The 20,815-nt window shown below is 37.9% G+C and carries 18 protein-coding genes; 11 read left to right on the top strand and 7 right to left on the bottom strand.

Annotated elements, in window-relative coordinates:
* Positions 1-114: 114 nt before the first annotated feature.
* The gene (locus tag PVK62_RS13925; RefSeq protein ID WP_274445375.1) at positions 115-1,431 is read right to left on the bottom strand and encodes an MATE family efflux transporter; all 1,317 of its coding nucleotides are present in this window, start codon (positions 1,429-1,431) and stop codon (positions 115-117) included.
* 279 nt (positions 1,432-1,710) lie between these two features.
* Between PVK62_RS13925 and PVK62_RS13920 the strand changes: the two genes are divergently transcribed.
* Positions 1,711-2,322, top strand: coding sequence for a class I SAM-dependent methyltransferase (locus PVK62_RS13920; RefSeq protein WP_274445377.1), 612 nt, complete (start codon positions 1,711-1,713; stop codon positions 2,320-2,322).
* A 79-nt stretch (positions 2,323-2,401) separates the two neighbouring features.
* On the opposite strand, the gene PVK62_RS13915 is transcribed toward PVK62_RS13920, so the two are convergent.
* The 5 genes from PVK62_RS13915 to PVK62_RS13895 all read right to left on the bottom strand — a co-directional run bounded on the left by PVK62_RS13915 (position 2,402) and on the right by PVK62_RS13895 (position 8,622).
* The gene (locus tag PVK62_RS13915; RefSeq protein WP_274445378.1) at positions 2,402-2,872 is read right to left on the bottom strand and encodes an FKBP-type peptidyl-prolyl cis-trans isomerase; all 471 of its coding nucleotides are present in this window, start codon (positions 2,870-2,872) and stop codon (positions 2,402-2,404) included.
* A gap of 29 nt (positions 2,873-2,901) precedes the next feature.
* Positions 2,902-3,525 (bottom strand): thiol:disulfide interchange protein DsbA/DsbL, encoded by a 624-nt coding sequence (locus PVK62_RS13910; RefSeq protein ID WP_274445380.1) that lies wholly within the window; start codon positions 3,523-3,525, stop codon positions 2,902-2,904.
* Between the two features lie 118 nt (positions 3,526-3,643).
* Positions 3,644-4,492 carry a peptidoglycan binding protein CsiV gene (locus tag PVK62_RS13905; protein ID WP_274445381.1) on the bottom strand — a complete coding sequence of 283 codons (849 nt, stop codon included), beginning with the start codon at positions 4,490-4,492 and terminating at the stop codon, positions 3,644-3,646.
* 89 nt (positions 4,493-4,581) lie between these two features.
* Entirely contained in the window at positions 4,582-8,037 is a 3,456-nt protein-coding gene (mfd, locus tag PVK62_RS13900; RefSeq protein WP_274445383.1) for a transcription-repair coupling factor, read from the bottom strand.
* A gap of 15 nt (positions 8,038-8,052) precedes the next feature.
* Positions 8,053-8,622: a PilZ domain-containing protein gene (locus PVK62_RS13895; protein ID WP_274445384.1), complete on the bottom strand. Its 570-nt coding sequence runs from the start codon at positions 8,620-8,622 to the stop codon at positions 8,053-8,055.
* 172 nt (positions 8,623-8,794) lie between these two features.
* On the opposite strand from PVK62_RS13895, the gene lolC reads away from it, so the two are divergent.
* The 6 genes from lolC (at position 8,795) to gnd (ending at position 15,827) form a co-directional block, all read left to right on the top strand.
* The gene (lolC, locus tag PVK62_RS13890) at positions 8,795-10,003 is read left to right on the top strand and encodes a lipoprotein-releasing ABC transporter permease subunit LolC (protein WP_274445385.1); all 1,209 of its coding nucleotides are present in this window, start codon (positions 8,795-8,797) and stop codon (positions 10,001-10,003) included.
* Positions 9,996-10,712 (top strand): lipoprotein-releasing ABC transporter ATP-binding protein LolD, encoded by a 717-nt coding sequence (gene lolD / locus PVK62_RS13885; protein ID WP_274445386.1) that lies wholly within the window; start codon positions 9,996-9,998, stop codon positions 10,710-10,712. Before lolC ends, lolD begins: the two co-directional genes overlap by 8 nt.
* Entirely contained in the window at positions 10,712-11,956 is a 1,245-nt protein-coding gene (gene lolE / locus PVK62_RS13880) for a lipoprotein-releasing ABC transporter permease subunit LolE (protein ID WP_274445387.1), read from the top strand. Before lolD ends, lolE begins: the two co-directional genes overlap by 1 nt.
* A gap of 178 nt (positions 11,957-12,134) precedes the next feature.
* Positions 12,135-13,637, top strand: coding sequence for a glucose-6-phosphate dehydrogenase (gene zwf / locus PVK62_RS13875; RefSeq protein ID WP_274445388.1), 1,503 nt, complete (start codon positions 12,135-12,137; stop codon positions 13,635-13,637).
* Positions 13,634-14,350: a 6-phosphogluconolactonase gene (gene pgl / locus PVK62_RS13870; RefSeq protein ID WP_274445389.1), complete on the top strand. Its 717-nt coding sequence runs from the start codon at positions 13,634-13,636 to the stop codon at positions 14,348-14,350. Before zwf ends, pgl begins: the two co-directional genes overlap by 4 nt.
* Positions 14,351-14,378: 28 nt before the next feature.
* On the top strand, positions 14,379-15,827 hold the full coding sequence (gene gnd, locus PVK62_RS13865) for a decarboxylating NADP(+)-dependent phosphogluconate dehydrogenase (protein ID WP_274445390.1): 1,449 nt from the start codon (positions 14,379-14,381) through the stop codon (positions 15,825-15,827).
* Between the two features lie 97 nt (positions 15,828-15,924).
* Here the strand turns inward: gnd and PVK62_RS13860 are convergent, their stop codons facing one another.
* Positions 15,925-16,590 carry a DedA family protein gene (locus PVK62_RS13860; RefSeq protein WP_130087593.1) on the bottom strand — a complete coding sequence of 222 codons (666 nt, stop codon included), beginning with the start codon at positions 16,588-16,590 and terminating at the stop codon, positions 15,925-15,927.
* Positions 16,591-17,196: 606 nt separating this feature from the next.
* On the opposite strand from PVK62_RS13860, the gene PVK62_RS13855 reads away from it, so the two are divergent.
* From PVK62_RS13855 to PVK62_RS13840, 4 genes are all read left to right on the top strand, one after another.
* Positions 17,197-17,820: an outer membrane protein gene (locus tag PVK62_RS13855; protein WP_274445391.1), complete on the top strand. Its 624-nt coding sequence runs from the start codon at positions 17,197-17,199 to the stop codon at positions 17,818-17,820.
* Positions 17,821-18,205: 385 nt separating this feature from the next.
* Positions 18,206-18,853, top strand: coding sequence for a winged helix-turn-helix domain-containing protein (locus PVK62_RS13850; protein WP_274445392.1), 648 nt, complete (start codon positions 18,206-18,208; stop codon positions 18,851-18,853).
* A 557-nt stretch (positions 18,854-19,410) separates the two neighbouring features.
* Positions 19,411-19,938: an EAL domain-containing protein gene (locus PVK62_RS13845; RefSeq protein ID WP_274445393.1), complete on the top strand. Its 528-nt coding sequence runs from the start codon at positions 19,411-19,413 to the stop codon at positions 19,936-19,938.
* A gap of 140 nt (positions 19,939-20,078) precedes the next feature.
* The coding region (locus PVK62_RS13840) for a diguanylate cyclase domain-containing protein (RefSeq protein ID WP_274449459.1) at positions 20,079-20,815 on the top strand (737 nt) is incomplete at its 3' end.

Below are 20,815 nucleotides of genomic sequence, written 5' to 3'. Positions count from 1 at the left end.
TATAATATATTGAGTATCAGCTAATCCTTGTTTATAAAATCTAGTAAAAATTGACCAAGATCAGTATTAAACTAATTAATTATATTTATTTTTAGGTATCATAATTGTATTCCCTTAATATTGATTGTCTGTTTGGATTTTGCGAATGGCTTGATTGTACATGACCCATGCCATGAGCCCTGCGAGGCTATTGCCAACGAGTGCGCCCATAAAGATGCCATGCAAGCCAAATAAATTTGAACCTAGCCATATCATGGGTAAGAAACAGATAAACAGACGAAGGGTTGAAATCGCTAATGCGCGCATAGACACACCAAGGGCGTTGCAGGCTGATACCATTAACATGCAGATACCTAAAGAGCCAAGGCTGATTGGTACCCATAATAGATAATGGTAAATAACATCACTAACATTGCTGTCGGTACTTAGTAGTCTTGCGAGTGGTTTGGCAATTATGAACAGAAGAATCGCAAGGCTAATCTGCCAAGTGAGAACAAATTTAGTCGCGATTTTGATTAGCTTTTGAATATCATCGAACTGTTTCGCCCCTAACATTCTTCCTACCATTGGTGGAATTGACATGGTAAGAGCAAGTACGACGACAATAGCAAAGAATTCGATGCGAGAAGCCATCGCCCAACCCGCCACTGCAGCAGCCCCAAAACCTGCGATAATTTTCGTTGCCATCATAGAAGAGAGAGGTGGAAGAAGTTGGCTCATCATTGCAGGGGCCATTACTGCATTTAGTTCTTTAATGGATTGCCGAATATTGAGATCGTGCCATGAAAAAGAGATCCAATGACGTTTAAAAATAGGGGGCAGAATGAGACAAAAACCAATAGTGAACGAGACTATCGTCGCCCAAGCTGCACCGTTTAAGCCTAAGTTAAATTGAAAGATAAAAATAGGATCAAGGATCATATTTAGGATACTGGTCGCCATCATCATTAAGCCCGGCAGTTTTGTATCACCATTGGCACGACACACACTGTAAGCAAAATAGATCATAGCCCCAGCCCAGCAACTTGCTAACCATACTGGCCAGTAACTATCGATTATAGGAAATACATTGGTTTCTGCATCCAAAAGATTAAGTAATAAACCTCGAGAAAACCAAATAAACAGGCACATAATAAATACCATTACAGCGCCTAGAGTGAGAACTAATCCGGCAAGCTGCTTAGCTTTTTTAATTTGTTGAGCACCTAATACTCGTGCTATTACTGCGGTTGTCGCAATGCCGAGTCCAACTTGTAAACCAATAATGACCATTTGTAATGGCATAGTAAAGCCTTGAGCTGCAAGAGGAAGTATGCCCAGTTGGCCGATAAAGGCACTATCCACTAATTGAAAACTCATTAGAGAAAGAACACCAAACATCATTGGCCATGTCATTTGAAAAAGTTGTTTTGAGAGAGAAGGACTTGGCATGATTAAAAAGGTGCTCTAAAAGAATTGGTCGGTCATTGTACTGATTATAGAGCAAGACTCAAATAGATGAGTGAGAATAGAGGACGAGTTTATACCATCGCCATATTTTCTTAATCATAAATAAAGAAATTACAGCGATGTTTTTTAGGGTTAAGAGGGATTGTAATCATTAAATGATATTTATATCGAGTAGCTAAAGAGAAGTAGATGAAAACTAGAATTATCAGGAGTACACTTCAAGCCGTATGATTTTAAGAATAAAAATGGTTAAAACAACATATGCACTTATTAGATAGATTGAGTATTCGTCTTTATCATGATGAAAGGCTGAAACAATATGCAGGTGATCATGCGAGATCATTAGGTTGGAATTCGACTGAATCTCAATTTCTACGTTTTAAAACCATAGCTCAAGCCGTTAATTTTGATGGTAAACGAGTATTAGATCTAGGTTGTGGTTATGGTGATTTTAAAACCTTTCTTGATATGAGTTGCACTGTAGAGTCTTATACCGGTGTTGATCAGCAGGGGAGTTTCATTAAACAAGCAAAGCAACATTTTGAGCATCAGCATCATTGCGCGTTTATTAAAGGGGATTTTTCATCAACTAAGTTACCAACGGCGGATATTGTGGTCGCCAGTGGTTCTCTTAATTATCGAGCTCGTAACAAAACCTACCATGCAAAAGTAATTAGAACCATGTATGAGAAGGCAGGAGAGATCGTTGTTTTTAATTTATTAAACCGCCATCATTTTAAAGAGACCACTTTACTAGAAGCGCATGATCCGCAGCAGGTGCTTAACTATTGTTTAAGTCTGTGCCCTAATTGTGAATTGATAGATGATTATGCAGATGAAGATTTTACGATAGTTATGCGTAAATCCAGTTAGGTTTTTCTACGATTAGGTACAAAAATGGCTAATCAAAGTGATTAGCCATTTTATTAAATGATGACGCTATTTAAGCTGATTAAAAATCTAATAGCTCAACGTCAAAAATCAGTACTGAACCTGGCTGAATAGAACCCGCAGCACGATTGCCATAAGCTAAATTGCTAGGAATAAAGAAACGCATCTTTTGACCAACGACCATCAGTTGAACACCTTCTGTCCAGCCTTTGATTACTTGACCTAAACCAAACTGAATAGGCTCACCGCGCTCAACTGAGCTATCAAATACGTTACCATCGATAGTGGTGCCGTGGTAATGAACTTTAACTTTGCTCTTCGCTGTCGGGTGCTCAGTACCTGTGCCTTCTTGAAGAACTAAGTATTGAAGACCAGATGCCGTTGTTTGAACACCTTCTTTTGTTGCATTCTCAGCTAAAAATGCGTTTCCAATTTCAATGTTCTCTTTTGCTGCTTTTGGATTGTTTACAAAGTGCTGAAACAGCATATAACCAAGAACGATAACAGCAAGGGTGATGATGATTTTAGTCACGTTATTTCCTTATATTGGTATTAAATCAATTATTTTTCTAGTAGATAGCGAATAGTTTCAGCGATTTTCTTAGGATCATCATGACCGCCAATTAATACGTTGTATTTACCGTTAACCACAAAAGTAGGAACAGAGCTAATACCTGATTGCTCAGAAAGCATCTTAGCATTATCTACTTTTTGAATAAGAGTATTACGTTGCTGTTCATTAAAGTCGTAAGGACTTGTTAAACCACGAGATGTGAACGCTTTTGCATAAGCTTGTTGTTGTTGAGTAAGCGTTGTACCTTCGCCCATTTGGGTTGCTGCAAATAAGTCTTCCATAAAAGCGTGATCAGGAGTGCCATCTGTTTGCATTTCTGCTGCGTAGTAGAACATAGCAGCAACATGAGCTGATTGATTAAATGTGATGTGCATTTTACCGATATCAGTGCCTGCTTCTTGGCTGATCACCGGTAAAAAGTTTTCCATGTTACGGCAGTGGCCACAAGATAGGGCAAAAACTTCAGTTACAGGTGCAATTGAATCTGTAGGTAACGTGGTAGAAAGCACTTCATATTGGACGCCTTCTTTTGGTTCGTTAGTGTCACCACATGCGGTTAAAAAAAGAGCTGAAGAAAGAACAAGTAACAATGGTTTGATAATGGATTTCATGTGAATTCTCATAAGTTATGATTTCGAGTGAAAATAGCATGATTTTAAAAAAAGGAGAAATAAAATAGGACAACAATGGTTGTCCTATTTAGTAAAACTATGTAAAGAAATTACGGTGTTATACTTTACGCACTTGGATGATCATGCCCATTAGTGGGTGATCAATATAGTGAGTTTCACCACTGCGCATTTTACGTCTTTCTTCCATGCGGTAAGACTTTAAAAACTCTTTAATTTCAGTTTCTGGTGTTACGTCTTCTAAATGACCTAACTGAACATCCGCATTTGGATCTTCAATTGCTGTCGCTTCAGTAGAAAGTTCTGCGGTTTCCGCCGTTGTTACTTCTTCTTTTGGTGTGTTGACGATAAATTCGTGTTGCCCAGGTACTTTAAGATCTAAAATTGTATTTACGTATAAGTAATGTTGAACGTAAACCTGCATTGTTCCATCTAGCTCAAGAAGAGATCCTGAAGATGGTGTTGCTGCGGTATCTACCTCAAGAGTTTCTGATCCCTCAATAAGCGCAGGTTTTGGAGCGTCTAAAGGAACCAGTGATAAATCAGCCTTTGCATCGTCAATAGTTCGACCATCAGCAACAAAGCGATCAGAGAAATCTTGTCCTGCTTGAATATGGAAAATAGGAGAACGAGATGATCCTGAATCACCTTGGCGCCAAGCAACATGTACTAATGGCTTAAATCCAGCATGATTTTGTAATTTAGTATAAGCTGCATTTAATTTGTAGTAGCCAGAAGGAAGTAGTGATGCACCATTACGGCTCATCATCTTTTTATCACGATATGAGAAAGCGCGCTCTAAATTAATAGGAGCGAGAATATCAGGCCAAGATTCTTGATAAGAAGATGGTTCAACATTACGTTTAAAAATGATGACTTCGACGTCAAATTGACGAGCGAAAGAAGGCCAGCTTGCCAGTAAAATTAACGCATAAATTATTTTTTTCATTCAAACTCCAGTGAAATGGTTCTTTAAAGTCTTGGTTGTCCATAATCAAGACCAAAAATTAGTATTTTCTTATTATGTAAATCTAATAGTTAGATTCTATTTTCGTAAAACAATTTGAGCAAGTTTATTACGTATTTAATTCGCACTTGTCTCTCTGTTAAGTCTTTTATAAATTTAATTTTAGTTGGGCCATCTAGTGCAAAGCCTGTAGGTTCTTTTTGTAATAATGACACAAGAAACATAGGGTTTATGTCAGCGGTAGGTTCAAATTCAATATAACCACCGTTTCCATGCGCCTCTACTTTCTTCACTTTTAATGAAGCCGCTAACATTTTAACTTCTGAACTGACTAATAATGTTTGAGTCGCTTCTGGTAATGAACCAAAACGGTCAATAATTTCTACTTTTAGTTCATCTAATTCGCCATTGTCTGAAACGCTCGCAATACGCTTGTATAGAGATAAGCGGGTATTGACATCTGGAATGTAATCTTCAGGAATTAATGCAGGTAAACGAAGTTCGACTTCTGTTTGTTCCCGCAATAAATCATCTAATGATGGCTCTTTACCTTCTTTTAAGGCTTCAACCGCTTGCTCAAGCATTTCCATGTAAAGAGTAAAACCAACAGATTGAATTTGACCACTTTGACCATCACCCAATAATTCACCCGCTCCACGGATCTCTAAATCGTGAGTAGCAAGAGTAAAACCGGCACCTAAATCTTCCAGTGAAGCAATCGCATCCAAACGTTTTCTTGCATCTTTGCTTAATGCTTTTGGATGTGGTGTCAGTAAATACGCATAAGCTTGGTGGTGTGAGCGACCCACACGACCCCGCAGCTGGTGTAATTGTGCTAAACCGAGTTTATCGGCACGATCCATGATAATGGTATTCGCCGTTGGAACATCAATACCGGTTTCAATGATCGTTGTACACACAAGAACATTGAAACGTTGATGATAAAAGTCACCCATAATGCGTTCTAATTCACGCTCACGCATTTGACCATGAGCTAAGGTGACACGAGCTTCTGGGATCAGTTTTTCAATCTCTTCTGCGGCGTTCTGAATCGTTTCTACATTGTTATGCAAGACATACACTTGGCCACCGCGTTTGATCTCACGAAGAATGGCTTCTTTTATCACATCATCTGCTTTTTCACGCACAAATGTTTTAATCGCTAATCGACGAGCCGGTGGTGTAGCGATGATTGATAAATCGCGCATGCCACTCATTGCCATATTCAAGGTTCTAGGAATTGGCGTTGCGGTTAACGTTAGAATATCTACGTCTGAACGCATTGCTTTTACTTTTTCTTTCTGACGGACACCAAAGCGATGCTCTTCATCCACAATCAGTAAACCAAGATCTTCAAACTTGATACTGTCTTGCAGTAATTTGTGAGTACCGATTAAGATATCTACTTTGCCTTCCGCCGTTGCCGCTAATATTTCTTTTTGCTCTTTGGCTGATTTAAAGCGAGACAGAACTTCAACTCGAATTGGGAAGTTAGCAAAACGATCTCGGAAATTCTCAAAATGCTGCTGAGCAAGTAGAGTGGTAGGAACCAATACGGCTACTTGTTTTTCGTTGTGTGTTGCTAAAAATGCTGCGCGCATGGCAACTTCGGTCTTACCAAAACCTACATCACCACAAACAAGGCGATCCATCGCTTTGGCTTGACACATATCGGATAACACATCGTTAATGGCGATTTCTTGGTCATGCGTTTCTTCAAACGGGAAACTTGATCTAAAATCAGCATAAGCATCACGATCTTGTTTAAAAGCAAAGCCCGGTTTGATGGCTCGTTTTGCGTATACATCCAGTAACTCTGCTGCGACATCGCGTACTTTTTCTGCGGCTTTACGACGTGCTTTGCTCCACGTATCACTGCCCAGTTTGCTGATAGGGGCAGTTTCATCGGCTCCTGCTGAATATCGACTGATCAGATTTAATGATGAAACAGGAACATACAGTTTGGTTTCATTGAGGTATTCCAACATCATATATTCCGCTGGCATATCACCAACATCTAACGTTTGCAGTCCCATGTAACGACCAATACCGTGATCAATGTGAACCACTGGCTGTCCAATTTTTAGTTCAGCAAGGTTGCGGATTAAGGTATTGCTGTTGATTGATTTATTGTCACCGCGACGGCGACGTTGAATTACTCGCTCACCTAATAAGTCACTTTCACAGATAAAGGCAACGCATGGATTTTGAAGAATAAAGCCTCGTTCAGCAGAACCAATCACTAAGGTTGCTTTATTTTTATGCGCGACGGCGTCTTCCATCGAATTACAAATTGCAGGCTTTAATTTAATACGTGCTAATAATTCAAGAAGGGCTTCACGACGACCTTCAGATTCAACTGAGAAAATAACCTGGCCACTGAATTTCTCATAGAATTGACGAAATTGAGCGAAGGGTTCTTTGTTTTGATGCTGAATTGCAATTTCTGGCAGTTCTAATAAATCAGGATTAAAACGTCCGACTTTTTCAATCTCAGGCTCTTTTGCCAGTTTTACACGCGGATATTGTTTGAATAAGCCAAACATATCAGAGGTATTTAACCAAAGTTCATTTACCGGCAACAGCGGACGAAGTGGATCAACTCGACGTTGATCGTAACGGTACTCGGCATCAGCCAAGAAATCATTGGCGGCTTTTTCAATATCACCAATAGTAACCAGTAATGTGTTATCTGGCAGGTAATCAAACAGAGTTTCCGTTTCATCAAAAAACAGTGGTTGCCAGTACTCAATACCCGCAGGCCAAGCGCCTTTACTGATCTGTTGGTAAACCGATTCTGGCTCACGGCGAGCATCAAAACGTTGGCGCCAGCGAATACGGAAATCTTCAATCGCCACATCATCAGTAGGGAACTCATGAGCAGGAAGTAGGTTAATGGATTTTACTTCTTCAATGGTACGTTGATTTTCAGGATCAAACTGACGAATGGTGTCAATTTCATCATCGAAAAAATCAATTCGGTAAGGATGTGCATTACCCATTGGGAATAAATCAAGAATAGATCCACGACTTGCGTATTCACCGTGGCTCATGACTTGGTCAACGTGTAAATAACCAGATTTTTCTAACTGTAATTTTAATTTATCAAACGATAGGCGATCACCGACGTTCACAACTAATGCGTGCTTATGTAAGAAGGATTGTGGTGATTGGCGTTGTAATAAGGTGCTAACAGGAACGATTAATGTGCCATCTTTTTGCTGTGGCAAGTGATATAGGCGTGATAAACGGTCAGATATGATGTCCTGATGCGGAGAAAAACTATCGTAAGGAAGGGTTTCCCAATCAGGAAAAACCTCTACTGAATGTTGGCTAAATTGGTTAATTTCATTTTGTAAACGAAACGCCAATTGCGGCTCAGTAACCGCAACCACGACAGGACCAGTGTGTTGTTGCTCAATCTCTGCAATCGCAAGTGCTAGAGAAGAACCCGTAAGGTTACCAATTGAGCGTGTATCATTGGCTTTCGTTGGTAACGGTAATGATAGTAAGTTTTTTATAGGCATCAGGATATTCAATTATTAGGTTAAGTTGCGTTCTTGAGCACGAAGTTTAAGCACTTTTTGTTGTTGGAACAGAGCGGCTTTGATCAGTAAATCTTGATCGATATCACGAAGAAGCTCATAAGCCATTTCAATACTATAGCCTGTCTCAGTCTCGGTGCATTGCGTTACTCTAGCATAGCAATAAATTGCTGATGGTGGATGTTCCAGAAAGAGTTTTACTTTGGCTTTTTGATCTAAATGTAGAGCGTGTTTACTTTCAAAAGTAAATTTACTCGCACCAAAGCTCGATGTCTTATAGCGATAAGCTTCATCATCTTGTTGAATTAATAGATATGACAGCAGTAGATTCAGTTTTTGATTCTGATTTTTTAAATAGTTAGCAAGACGTTTACCATCATCTAACTTCAAGAAAGAAAGCTCGTTTTCAGAGAGATCATCAATAGAACTGCACTCTTGAGCAACTCGAAATGGGGTAGGGATCTCTCGTTCAAACGTTTCCATGTTTGGCAGTATTGCGTCCATAGCAAGTGGTTCTATATTAACTGTTAAATCGTAGTGAACCGAAAAGTATTCATCGTGTGACATAAGCGTCCCTCTATTTATTATTTATTGATTATGGCGAAGTCACTGGGTATCAGCAAGTGTTTAATCGGTAAGTATGATGAACAAAAGAACAAAAAAAGGAATAAATACCAGTATTTTACGTGATAGACTGTATTCATTATTATAGCTTCAAAAAGCATGATTGAGAGAATTTATGTTTCATCCAGTATCAGTATTTATAGGGTTGCGATATTTAAGAGGACGCTCTGGCGATAGATTCAGTCGTTTTATCTCTTATATGTCCACAGCAGGGATTACTATTGGTGTACTGTCGTTAGTGACGGTGCTGTCTGTGATGAATGGGTTTGAAGCTCAACTAAAAGATCGGATCCTTGGTGTATTACCACAAGCGGTGGTATCAACCGTTGATGATCAAATTGCGCCTTCTGAAGATGATCGTAATTACGTAGCAAGTTTGCCTCATGTTACTCAAGTAACGCCTGTGGTTCGCGGTGAAGCGATCATTCAAAGCGCAAAAGGGTTGAGTGCAGGTATGCTTGTTGGTATTGACCCAGATGAATATGACCCTATTGCTTATGAATTAATTTCAGGCAATGTTCACCAACTTAACGCCGGAGAATATGGCATCTTCCTTGGTTCAACGCTAGCGCGTGAATTGAGTGTTCGTTATGGTGACACCGTCCGTATTATGGTAACCAATGCAAGCCAATATACACCACTAGGCCGCATTCCTAGTCAACGTAACTTTAAAGTTGTCGGTGTGTTTAATACGGGATCTGATGTCGATGGTCAATTAATGGTTGCGAACATTCAAGATACGGCTCGTTTAATGAAATTGAAAAAAGGCAATATTACAGGGTGGCGCTTATTCTTTGAAGACCCATTCCAAGTGACAGAGTTAGCTACATTGCCTTTAGAAAAAAATATGATGTGGAGTGATTGGCGTGATCAACGTGGTGAATTATTCCAAGCGGTAAAAATGGAAAAAAACATGATGGGCTTAATGCTTGGTCTTATTGTCGCAATCGCGGCGTTCAATATTATTTCTGCACTTATTATGGTGGTAATGGAAAAACAAGCCGAAGTCGCGATACTAAAAACACAAGGAATGACAAGTAACCAAGTGCTTTCTATCTTTATGGTTCAAGGGGCAAGCAGTGGGGTGATTGGTGCGATTGTTGGCGGTACGTTAGGTGCATTATTTGCCAGTAATATTAATGTTATTCTTTCTACACTTGGATTATCGTTATTTACTGTTGGTGGATCTTTACCAGCACAGGTTGAACCATTACAAGTGTGTGTAGTCATTATTCTAGCAATTTTATTAAGTTTATTAGCGACCGTATTCCCATCTTATCGAGCGGCAGTCGTACAACCAGCAGAGGCATTAAGATATGAGTAATCCATTATTAGTTTGTCAGGGTATTCATAAGGTTTACCAAGAAGGCACAATGGAAACGGAAGTGCTAAAAGGGGTTGATTTTCAAATTAATGAAAGTGAACTGGTTGCGATTGTTGGCTCATCTGGCTCTGGTAAAAGTACATTACTGCACATTCTTGGTGCACTTGATGAACCAACATCAGGGACGGTTCATTTTCAACAAAATGAACTGACAAAATTGAGTGCGAATAAACAGGCAAAAATCCGTAATCAACATATTGGATTTGTGTATCAATTTCATCACCTTCTGTCTGATTTTAGCGCGTTAGAGAATGTGGCGATGCCGTTGTTAATTGGTGGTGTTCATAAGAAAGAAGCCGCACTACGTGCAACAGAATTACTTGAGAAAGTTGGGTTAGCTCATCGTATTGAACATCGTCCTTCAGAACTGTCAGGTGGCGAGCGTCAACGTGTGGCGATTGCACGTGCGTTAGTTAACAAGCCTGCTTTAGTGCTTGCTGATGAACCAACAGGTAACTTGGATCATAAAACCGCATTGGATATTTACAATTTAATGCGCGAATTGAATCAAGAGTCAGGTACCGCATTCTTAGTAGTCACACACGATAATGAATTGGCGGCGAAACTGGATAAGCAACTAAGCATGCAAGATGGCCGCTTTATTACTGAAACCGTTCGTTCTGCATTAAGCCAAGAGCAGGAGGCGTAATGTTTTCACCGCTTTCTCTTTTTATTGGTGGTCGTTTTGCGCGAGCTAAACAGCGTAATAAAATGGTGTCGTTTATTTCGATTTCATCCACGCTTGGTATCGCTATTGGCGTAGCGGTGATCATCATTGGTCTTTCTGCGATGAATGGTTTTGAGCGTGAGCTGCAAAATCGGGTGCTTTCTGTTATTCCACATGCTGAGCTTGAAGGGGTTAAAAACCCAGTGTCTGATTGGCAAACCATGATGACCCAAGCAAAGAAGCACCCAAAGGTTACAGGCGCCGCTCCTTATGTGCGATTTACCGCCTTACTTGAGCGAGGCAGTAAATTAAAAGCGGTTGAAGTTCGAGGCGTTGAACCTTTATTAGAAGGGGCGGTTTCTAAGTTACCTGAGTACATTGATAATGAAGCATGGAAGGCATTTGAAGCGAACAAGCAAAGCGTTATTTTAGGTAAAGGCGTTGCGGATAGATTAAATGTAAAGGTTGGAGATTGGATCACGGCGATGATCCCAGATGAAAATGTAAGTAAGCAACTTCGGTCTCCAAAGCGCCAACGTTTGCAAGTGGTTGGACTATTGTCTTTAGGTGGGCAGGTCGATCACGGTTTAGCGATTGTTCCTCTAAAAGATGCGCAGCAGTATATTAACCTAGGTGACAGTGTCACGGGTGTTTCTTTGCAAGTGAATGATGTGCTTAACGCCCAAGAAATAGTACGAGAAGTTGGCGGAACGCTTACTGAGTATGTTTACCTACGCAGTTGGGTTCAGAAATACGGCTACTTATATCGAGACATTCAATTAGTTCGTTCAATCATGTACCTTGTTATGGTGCTTGTTATTGGCGTGGCGTGTTTTAATATCGTATCAACTCTCATGATGGCCGTGAAAGATCGCTCTGGTGACATTGCTATTTTAAGAACCATGGGTGCAAATGATGGTTTAATTAAACGTATCTTTGTATGCCAAGGGATATTCTCAGGTGTGACAGGCAGTTTAGCAGGATCTACATTAGGTTCGTTTGTTGCCTTAAATTTAACACCTATGATTAAAGGGTTAGAGTCACTGATTGGTCATCAGTTTTTATCTGGTGATATTTATTTTGTTGATTTCTTACCCTCAGAGCTAGTTTGGAGCGATGTCGCAATTGTGACAGCGACAGCCATACTTTTGAGTGCCATTGCGACCTGGTATCCAGCAAGAAAGGCAAGTCAACTTCATCCTGCAACGGTGTTGAGTTCTAAGTGATACATGGCATTGATGATAAAGCCCCTAAGTTATCTGGGGCTTTTATGTTCTTTTATTTTATGTGGTTACTTTATTGTTCGGTTTTACCTATTGATATAATAATTAAAATTGATTAGAAATTTGAAAAGATTTTCTCTATTATACGCGCATACTTTACTGTGTATCGGATAGAGAAATAATGACAATTTCGGACAACAATACCATCGTAATTTTTGGAGCTTCAGGAGATCTTACTTTCCGCAAGCTTATTCCTGCTTTGTATCATCTGTACGCGAGTAATCAACTTTCAGAATCGTTTTCAATCTTAGGTGTCAGCCGCTCTCAATATGACGATGAGTCGTATCGTGAAAAGATGAAAAAATCACTGCAAGAGATGGAAAAAACAGATCCAGAAACGCTTATTGCATTTTGTGAACATTTACACTATCAAGCGGTAAATACGTCAGACGTTGATGATTACAGTAAACTGGTTGTTAAGTTAGATCAGTTAGCTGAAAAATACCAACTTGAGCAACAGAATACACTTTTCTATCTCGCAACTCCGCCAAGCCTTTACGGTGTTATTCCAACTTGTCTAGCGACTCATGGCCTTAACGATGAATCTAATGGTTGGAAACGTCTGATTATTGAAAAACCATTCGGATATGATCTTGAATCAGCACAAAGCCTTGATAAAGAAATTCATAACCATTTTCAAGAACACCAAATTTACCGCATTGACCATTACCTAGGTAAAGAAACCGTTCAGAACCTACTTGTTCTTCGTTTTTCAAATGCGATGTTTGAACCGTTATGGAACCGTAATTTTATTGATTACGTTGAAATCACTGGTGCAGAATTCCTTGGTGTTGAAGAGCGTGGTGGCTACTACGATGGATCTGGTGCCGTCCGTGATATGTTCCAGAATCATTTGCTACAAGTATTGGCAATGGTAGGCATGGAACCACCGGCTCAAATTAATGCCGATTCAATTCGTGATGAAGTGGTTAAAGTTCTTCAATGTCTTAAACCGCTTGAAGAAGAAGATTTGCGTAAAAACCTTGTTTTAGGGCAATATACGGCATCTGATGTACGTGGCCAGCAGTTAGCTGGTTACCGTGAAGAACATGGTGTTGCTGATGATTCTCGAACAGAAACTTACATTGGTTTAAAAGCTTATATCAATAACTGGCGTTGGAATGGTGTTCCTTTCTATGTTCGTACTGGTAAGCGTTTACCGACTCGAGTAACAGAGATTGTTATTCACTTTAAACAAACCCCACACCCAGTTTTTGGTCAGAATGCCCCTGAAAATAAATTGATTATCCGTATTCAACCGGATGAAGGCATTCAAATGAGTTTTGGCTTAAAAGAGCCTGGCGCTGGTTTTAAAGCGAAAGAAGTTAAGATGAATTTCTCATACGCTGATTTGCAAGAAACTCAAATGCTCACTGCGTATGAACGTCTATTGCTCGATGCCTTAAATGGCGATGCAACGTTATTTGCTCGTACTGATGCAGTGGAAGCCTGTTGGAAATATGTGCAGCCTATTTTAGACTTCAAACAAGACCCTCAATCGTTGTTTGGCTATGCGTGTGGTACTTGGGGACCACAAGAAGCGGATGAGCTTCTACAAAGAGATGATCGTGCATGGCGTTTCCCATGTAAGAATTTAACAGATACGGATTACTGCGAATTATGATCAATCACAAAATTTTTGCAACACCAGAATTGGTTGTTGAAAGCTTAGCAAATGAAATGAAATCGTACAGTGAGCAGGGCCAACCTGTCCATATCTCACTGTCTGGTGGCAGTACCCCAAAAATGCTGTTTCAGCTATTAGCTCAAGCACCATATGCTGAAGGAATTCAATGGAATAATCTTCACTTCTGGTGGGGTGACGAACGTTGTGTTGCACCAGATGACGCTGAAAGCAATTTTGGTGAAGCGAATGCACTCTTGTTTACTCAAGTAAATCTTCCTGCTGAAAACATCCACCGCATTCGTGGTGAAGATGAACCAAAAGCAGAAGCAGAGCGTTTTGCAAAAGAGATGGCAGATGTCATCCCGACTGAAAACGGCACACCAGTATTCGATTGGATCCTGCTTGGTGTTGGCGCAGATGGTCACACAGCTTCACTATTTCCAGGCGCAACAGACTACCAAGATGAGAACTTATCTGTATTAGCATCTCACCCTGAGTCTGGTCAAATCCGTGTTTCTAAAACGGCGAAAGTTTTAGAAGCAGCAAAACGAATCAGCTATCTAGTGCTAGGTTCAGGAAAAGTTGAGATCGTTAAAGAAATTCATACGACACCTGCTTCAGAGTTGCCTTATCCGGCAGCAAAAATCCAGTCTAAAACTGGTGAAACAGAGTGGTTCCTCGATTCAAATGCAGCAAGCGCTATCGCATAATCGCGAATAGCCGCAAGGAGAGAAAATAATGAAAGGTGATATCGGTGTAATCGGCCTAGCAGTAATGGGTCAGAACCTTATCCTAAACATGAACGACCACGGCTTCAAAGTTGTCGCTCATAACCGTACTGCTGCAAAAGTAGACGAGTTTCTAGAAGGTCCTGCGAAAGGAACTAATATTGTTGGTGCTTATTCTTTAGAAGAGTTAGTTGAGAAACTAGAAGCGCCACGTAAAGTAATGCTAATGGTACGTGCTGGTGATGTTGTTGATACGTTCATCGACAAACTTGTACCACTTCTAGACAAAGGGGACATCATCATTGATGGTGGTAACACTAACTTCCCTGATACTAACCGTCGTGTTGCTGCTCTTCGTGAGAAAGGCATTCACTTTATCGGTACGGGTGTTTCTGGTGGTGAAGAAGGTGCTCGTTTCGGTCCTTCTATCATGCCAGGTGGTTCTCCAGAAGCTTGGGAAGCGGTTAAGCCTATTTTCCAAGGTATCTCAGCAAAAACAGATGCAGGTGAGCCTTGTTGTGATTGGGTTGGTAACGACGGTGCTGGTCACTTCGTTAAGATGGTTCACAATGGCATCGAATACGGTGACATGCAGCTTATTACTGAAGCATACCAATTCATGAAAGATGGTCTTGGTATGAATTCTGACGAAATGCAGGCTGTATTTGCAGATTGGAATAAAACTGAGCTAGACAGCTACCTAGTAGAAATCACCGCTGACATCCTTGGTTACAAAGATGAAGATGGTGAAGCATTAGTTGAGAAGATCTTAGACACAGCAGGCCAAAAAGGTACTGGTAAGTGGACTGGTATCAACGCGCTAGACATGGGGATCCCACTAACGCTAATCACTGAATCTGTATTCTCTCGTTGCCTATCTGCACTTAAAGATCAACGTGTTGAAGCTGAAGTATTATTCGGTAAGACCATCGCTCCAATTGAAGGCGATAAGCAAGAGTGGGTTGATGCAGTCCGTCAAGCACTACTAGCATCTAAGATCATCTCTTACGCTCAAGGTTTCATGCTAATGCGTGAAGCATCAAAGGAAAATGGTTGGGATCTTAACTACGGTAACGTAGCACTAATGTGGCGTGGTGGTTGTATCATTCGTTCTGCATTCCTAGGTAACATTCGTGATGCTTATGAAGCAAACCCGGAGATCGCTTTCTTAGGTTCAGATGCATACTTCAAAGGTATCCTAGACAACTGCATGAGCGCTTGGCGTAAAGTTGCAGCTAAGTCTATGGAATCAGGTATCCCAATGCCATGTATGACTTCTGCACTTACGTTCCTAGATGGCTACACAACAGCGCGTCTTCCTGCGAACCTTCTGCAAGCTCAACGTGATTACTTTGGTGCTCACACTTATGAGCGTACTGACCGTCCACGTGGTGAATTCTTCCACACAAACTGGACTGGTACAGGCGGTAATACGGCATCAACAACTTACGACGTATAATCGAAAAGTAGATAGTTAATAAAAAGCCCTTAACTTATAGTGAGTTAAGGGCTTTTTTTTATTTGAATAAAATAGCTATTATTAAGATTGCTTGATTTTAAATAATATGCTTTCTACGATATCTTTTTACACAGTAGCCACTAATAAAGCTGCCAATAGCAATCGTTAATGTGATCACAGGTGCAGCCATAAGTGCCATTGTGATGTATTTAGCTAATTTTTCAGGTAAGAATGAAAGTGAATAACCAAAGCCAGTTAATAAAAGAATCCAAATAATCGCACTCATCCAGGCGAAATAATGGAAGCGTGATGCTTTTTGCATTCTTAACCCCATCATTAAAGGAAGAAGAGGACGGACAACTGGAATAAAGCGAGCGACGAACAATGCAATTAGACCATGCTTAGCCAGTAAGGAATCTACCGTTTGTAAGCGATGAGCAGGAACCGCATTGATCCATTTTTGGATCATTGGAAATTTATGCAACCAACGACCTTGAATAAAGGCAAGTTGACTACCAATCGCAGCCGCCATAATTAGACCTGCGACAATAACAGGATAGCTAATCACATTTGCAGCGGCCAGTGAACCCGCAAGGATAACGACACTGTCACAAGGAAGAGGAGCGGCAGGAATGAAAGCACTTTCTAACCAAATAAATAAAATCAAACAAAAGTAAATCATCGTCATACTTGCTGGATTTTGTAGTACGGTGAAATCTTGTTGCCAAAGAGCCGTTAAAATCGAAACAAATGAGTCAAACATCGCCATTCTCCAGACGAAATTCAAGTAGTTAACTTGTTGAATAAGAAACATGAGAATAAGTTAAGTGGTTGATAAAGTCACTATAAAAATTCACTGTCATAAAAACTTCATAAAACTATGTTTAAAGTGTTTTTTTTCTTAAAAAATGAGTGAAAATCGGGTGTTACATAAATATCATTATCACTTTCCAAGTGATGATGGCCGTAAGTGGCTCGATAAAATCATAAATCATCGATTTAAATAGTTATTAATCAAATAATAAGACTTTAATTAATTATAATTTAAGTGTTTCCGCTGTAATAAATGATGTTTATGTAGATTTATTTAAAAATATATATTTTATTTACTGTTGCTTTTTGGTATAACTTATTGTTTTTATTGGTATTTTGCATTTTTTGTTAATTATGCGGAATTATGTCGTAAGTAAGCGTTTATTATAATTTGCTTGGTTTTTTGATTGATGTATATTTCTACCGAAATCTAATCCTCACCAATCATACCTATAACTTATGGGAGGGTTTTATTTTTTAATTACTTAGTTTCTATAGATAAATGATTGAAGTTAAGTACGAAACTATTATTTTTATGACTTATTTGGTATTTATTATGAATAAAATACACCTTGCTGCTTTAATTTTTGGTTTATTTTCAGCTTCATCTTTAGCAAATATGACGCCTTATGTAGGTGTTAATGTAGGTATAGGGGGCATAGAGGCTCCTAATGCTGATATCGATGGGTTTAACTATTCGCAAGAGTCTGGGAAGTTTGCTTGGGGTCTTAACTCGGGGGTTTTATTTAATACTGAAATGAATAATAAATTTCAGTATGGCGCAGAAGTTAGTTACTCATCATATGCAACGAATGAAACAAAAATTGAAAACCTAAGATTTGACTATGATGGATATAATGTCGCAGTTTTAGGTGTGACTAAATATAACTTTAATAAAAAGTGGAGTATATTTGGAAAGGCGGGAGCAGCTTATACTGTTCAGGAGCTTTCAAGTAATGCGAGTGATTTTAATAAAAAAGAATCAAAAGTGTTACCAAAAATCGCATTTGGAGGCTCATATAATTTGACAGATAATATGGCTCTTAATGCAAGTATTGAGCATATCTTTGGTGATGATCTTGCTGAATTCACTAATAAAGCAAACCGTTATCAATTATCGGACTATACAAATATTGGTTCTGTGACAACGATGTATATCGGTGCTAGTTATTTATTTTAGCAGTTAAGCTAACTGTTTATATGTTGCACTCATACGTAGTAGCAACATGACGTTTATTGATGCCTTCCTTAAAGTATAGGAGGGCATTGTTAAAGCAGCACTTGTTGGTTTTTGTGATAGTTAAGTGTGAAATTTGTATTATTAAGTGAAATAGCTATGTGGCATAAGTGCTTATTCTTTAGTCGTCAATAGATAGCTAATAAGAGTGCAGTGTAAACTTTAACCTTTGTTGTTACCTGTGTGTGCTTATATTGTATTTCCTATGTAGCTAGGTGTTTATTATTCCCATTGTGTTAAGTTAGCTAAGCATAAGATATTGACATCAAAGGAAAATAGGTTTATTTATACTCATTATTGATGAGGTACTTATTAAGTAAGGTTTTTTATGCTTTTCAAACTTAATGAAATCTATTGGAACCCAAAAACTAAAAAACTGTATAATTCACTAGAAGATGCAAGAAACGATTTAAATGAATACGGTACAACTACACCTTTAGTGTCAGGTATACTTGATTTATTAATTAAGGAATATCCTTTAGTTTGTAATAATGAGAATATTAAAAATATACTTTGGGGTACTCAGTGGATATCTAATGAAAGCATACCTCAATTAATAAAACGAACCAGAGTTGCAATTAGAGATTCAGAAAGAGAAGTTATTGAAAATGTAAAAGGAACGGGATACAAGATTAATAACTTACAATCGATTGAATATAAAGAAAAAACGTTAGATGTCGAATGTGAATTAATTAAAGATAATTTAGAAAGTGTGACGTTGAAATCTGATGTAAATATTAAACAAAAACAACTAGTAATGTTTTTGTTTTCAATTTTAGTATTTATTTTCTCGATGTCATCACTAATTTATTGTGTTAATAAACATGTTTTTTATGAATTGGTTCCTTTAAGTGAAATAGTCGAAGTAAAAGATTTTGATTTTATAAAAATATCAGATAATAAATACATTTTGAAAACAAAAAATCAGGAATGTGAATTTAATATAAATAAAAAAATAGCTCGATGTAAAATATGATAAATAAAGTAGCGAAAATATTATTATTAATATCTGCGATCAACTTCCTTATTATAATAATATGGCATAATGTGTATAGGGTTGATTTTAGTGGCACTATTACTATTAACGATTATTTTAAGTACACTAGGTATATAAAGTATTTAGATTCAGCAGAAGTATTAACGACCTATTCGAGTGATGACTGCTCTGTTTCCATAACCAGTAATACAAGTGAGTTCATTGTTAATTATGAACTATCTCAGGGACAAATTTATGCTCATGATGGTAGTAATTATTATATATTAAACATATATTCATTAGGAGACTCTTGCTTTGTTACTTTACCTGCAGGAAGTAAAAGCTTAAAGAAAATTGGTTTTTTTTGCACCCACAGTAATTAAAGGAATAATTAACTTAGTAAATAATATATATTTCTTTAATACCTATTGATTTATACAGAGTGTAATTATTTATAATTTGTATTTAAAGCAATTAATGTAAATTCTTGCTTGTATTGATGCGCTAAATTCTTGGCTAGCATTATTGTGTAATTATATTTTTTTCAGGGTGTTTTCTTGATTTCTAAATGTTCGTTTTTATATCAGCCAAAGGTTCAACATGGAAAAGTTATTGGCGCAGAAGCTTTACTAAGGATCCCTGGTGTATCAAATATAGAAGATTATATTTCATTCATTAGCAATAAGCCGTTATTTGATTACACAGTTATAAAAAAAGTTCTCTTAGAGCGACGCTCGTATCAGGAATACATGGGTATGAGCTTCCCTGTATCGATAAATATGTCAATTCAGAGTTTAGAATCTGATTTCTTTGTTGAAAAAGTCTCTAAACTTTTAGTTAACGAATCTGATATTATTTTCGAAATAACAGAAAACGATAATTATTTGTCATTGAATTGTGTAAAAAATTCGATGGCAAAAATTAAGTCTTTAGGAGTTAAGTTTTCTCTTGATGACTTTGGGAAAGGTTTCTCTGATATTGAGCATGTTTTAGCATTAGATTTTGACGAGATAAAAATAGATGGTTCTTTAGTTAAAAATATAGAAATAACTTTTATAGCTATAGACATCTTAAATACATATTAGATGAACTTTCTGACATCCATAATTTTCATATTGTTATAGAAAGAGTTGAAACTAATAAACAATTAGATTTAATTGAGTCATATGGTAAAGCGTTAACATATCAAGGTTTTTTATTCTCTAAACCAGTGAAAATTTTTGACTTGAAAATCACAGGAAACCAAGATGCAGCTGAAGAATCAATTGATGACAAGTTGGTTTTAGAAAAATTAGTTTATGATTTAATTAGAAATGATGATGATGAAATATGTGAAAGTATCATTAATGATATCCATATGGCTGATGAGTTTAATAATCTCGGTTCAAAAGTATCGGACAGCTTGAGCATCCCTGATGTGAAATTAAATGTGCTTAAAAAATATAATAAAATAGCAGTAGGTTCTAATAGTCCAGAAACCCGTTTTTTTAAATCGTACCTTAACTGTACCAGTAGATTAGTTATCATTCGTGACTCAGATGGCAATGCATTATTTAATAATCAAGCGCATATTGATTTTATGCAAGTTGACCTTGTTGGATTACCTTTATCTAAGATTTATGAGAAATTTGAGCAGTATAAAGGCTGTATTGAAATTGATAAAAACTTAATAGAATCAAAATCAAATTTTTTAGCAGTAAGAGAGTCTGTTAATTTTGCTGGGAAGATTAAGTCGTATTATACATTTAGACAAAAAATCAATCATTATGGCAAGATACTAATAATAACAATAGTTTATGATGAAGATGATAGAGAAACTTTTCCTCGAGATGCATTAACTAATTGTTTCGATAGAACTATTTTAAATAGTTATTATATGAATTGCTTCAATATGGTTGCTTTTATTGATATGGATGGTTTTAAAAAAGTCAATGATAAATTTGGCCATAAATTTGGTGATAA

It is taken from the genome of Aliivibrio sp. S3MY1 (assembly GCF_028765575.1).
Taxonomy (GTDB): Bacteria; Pseudomonadota; Gammaproteobacteria; order Enterobacterales; family Vibrionaceae; genus Aliivibrio.
Note: the sequence above shows the minus strand (reverse complement) of the source record. Positions and strands in the feature narration are given on the sequence as shown.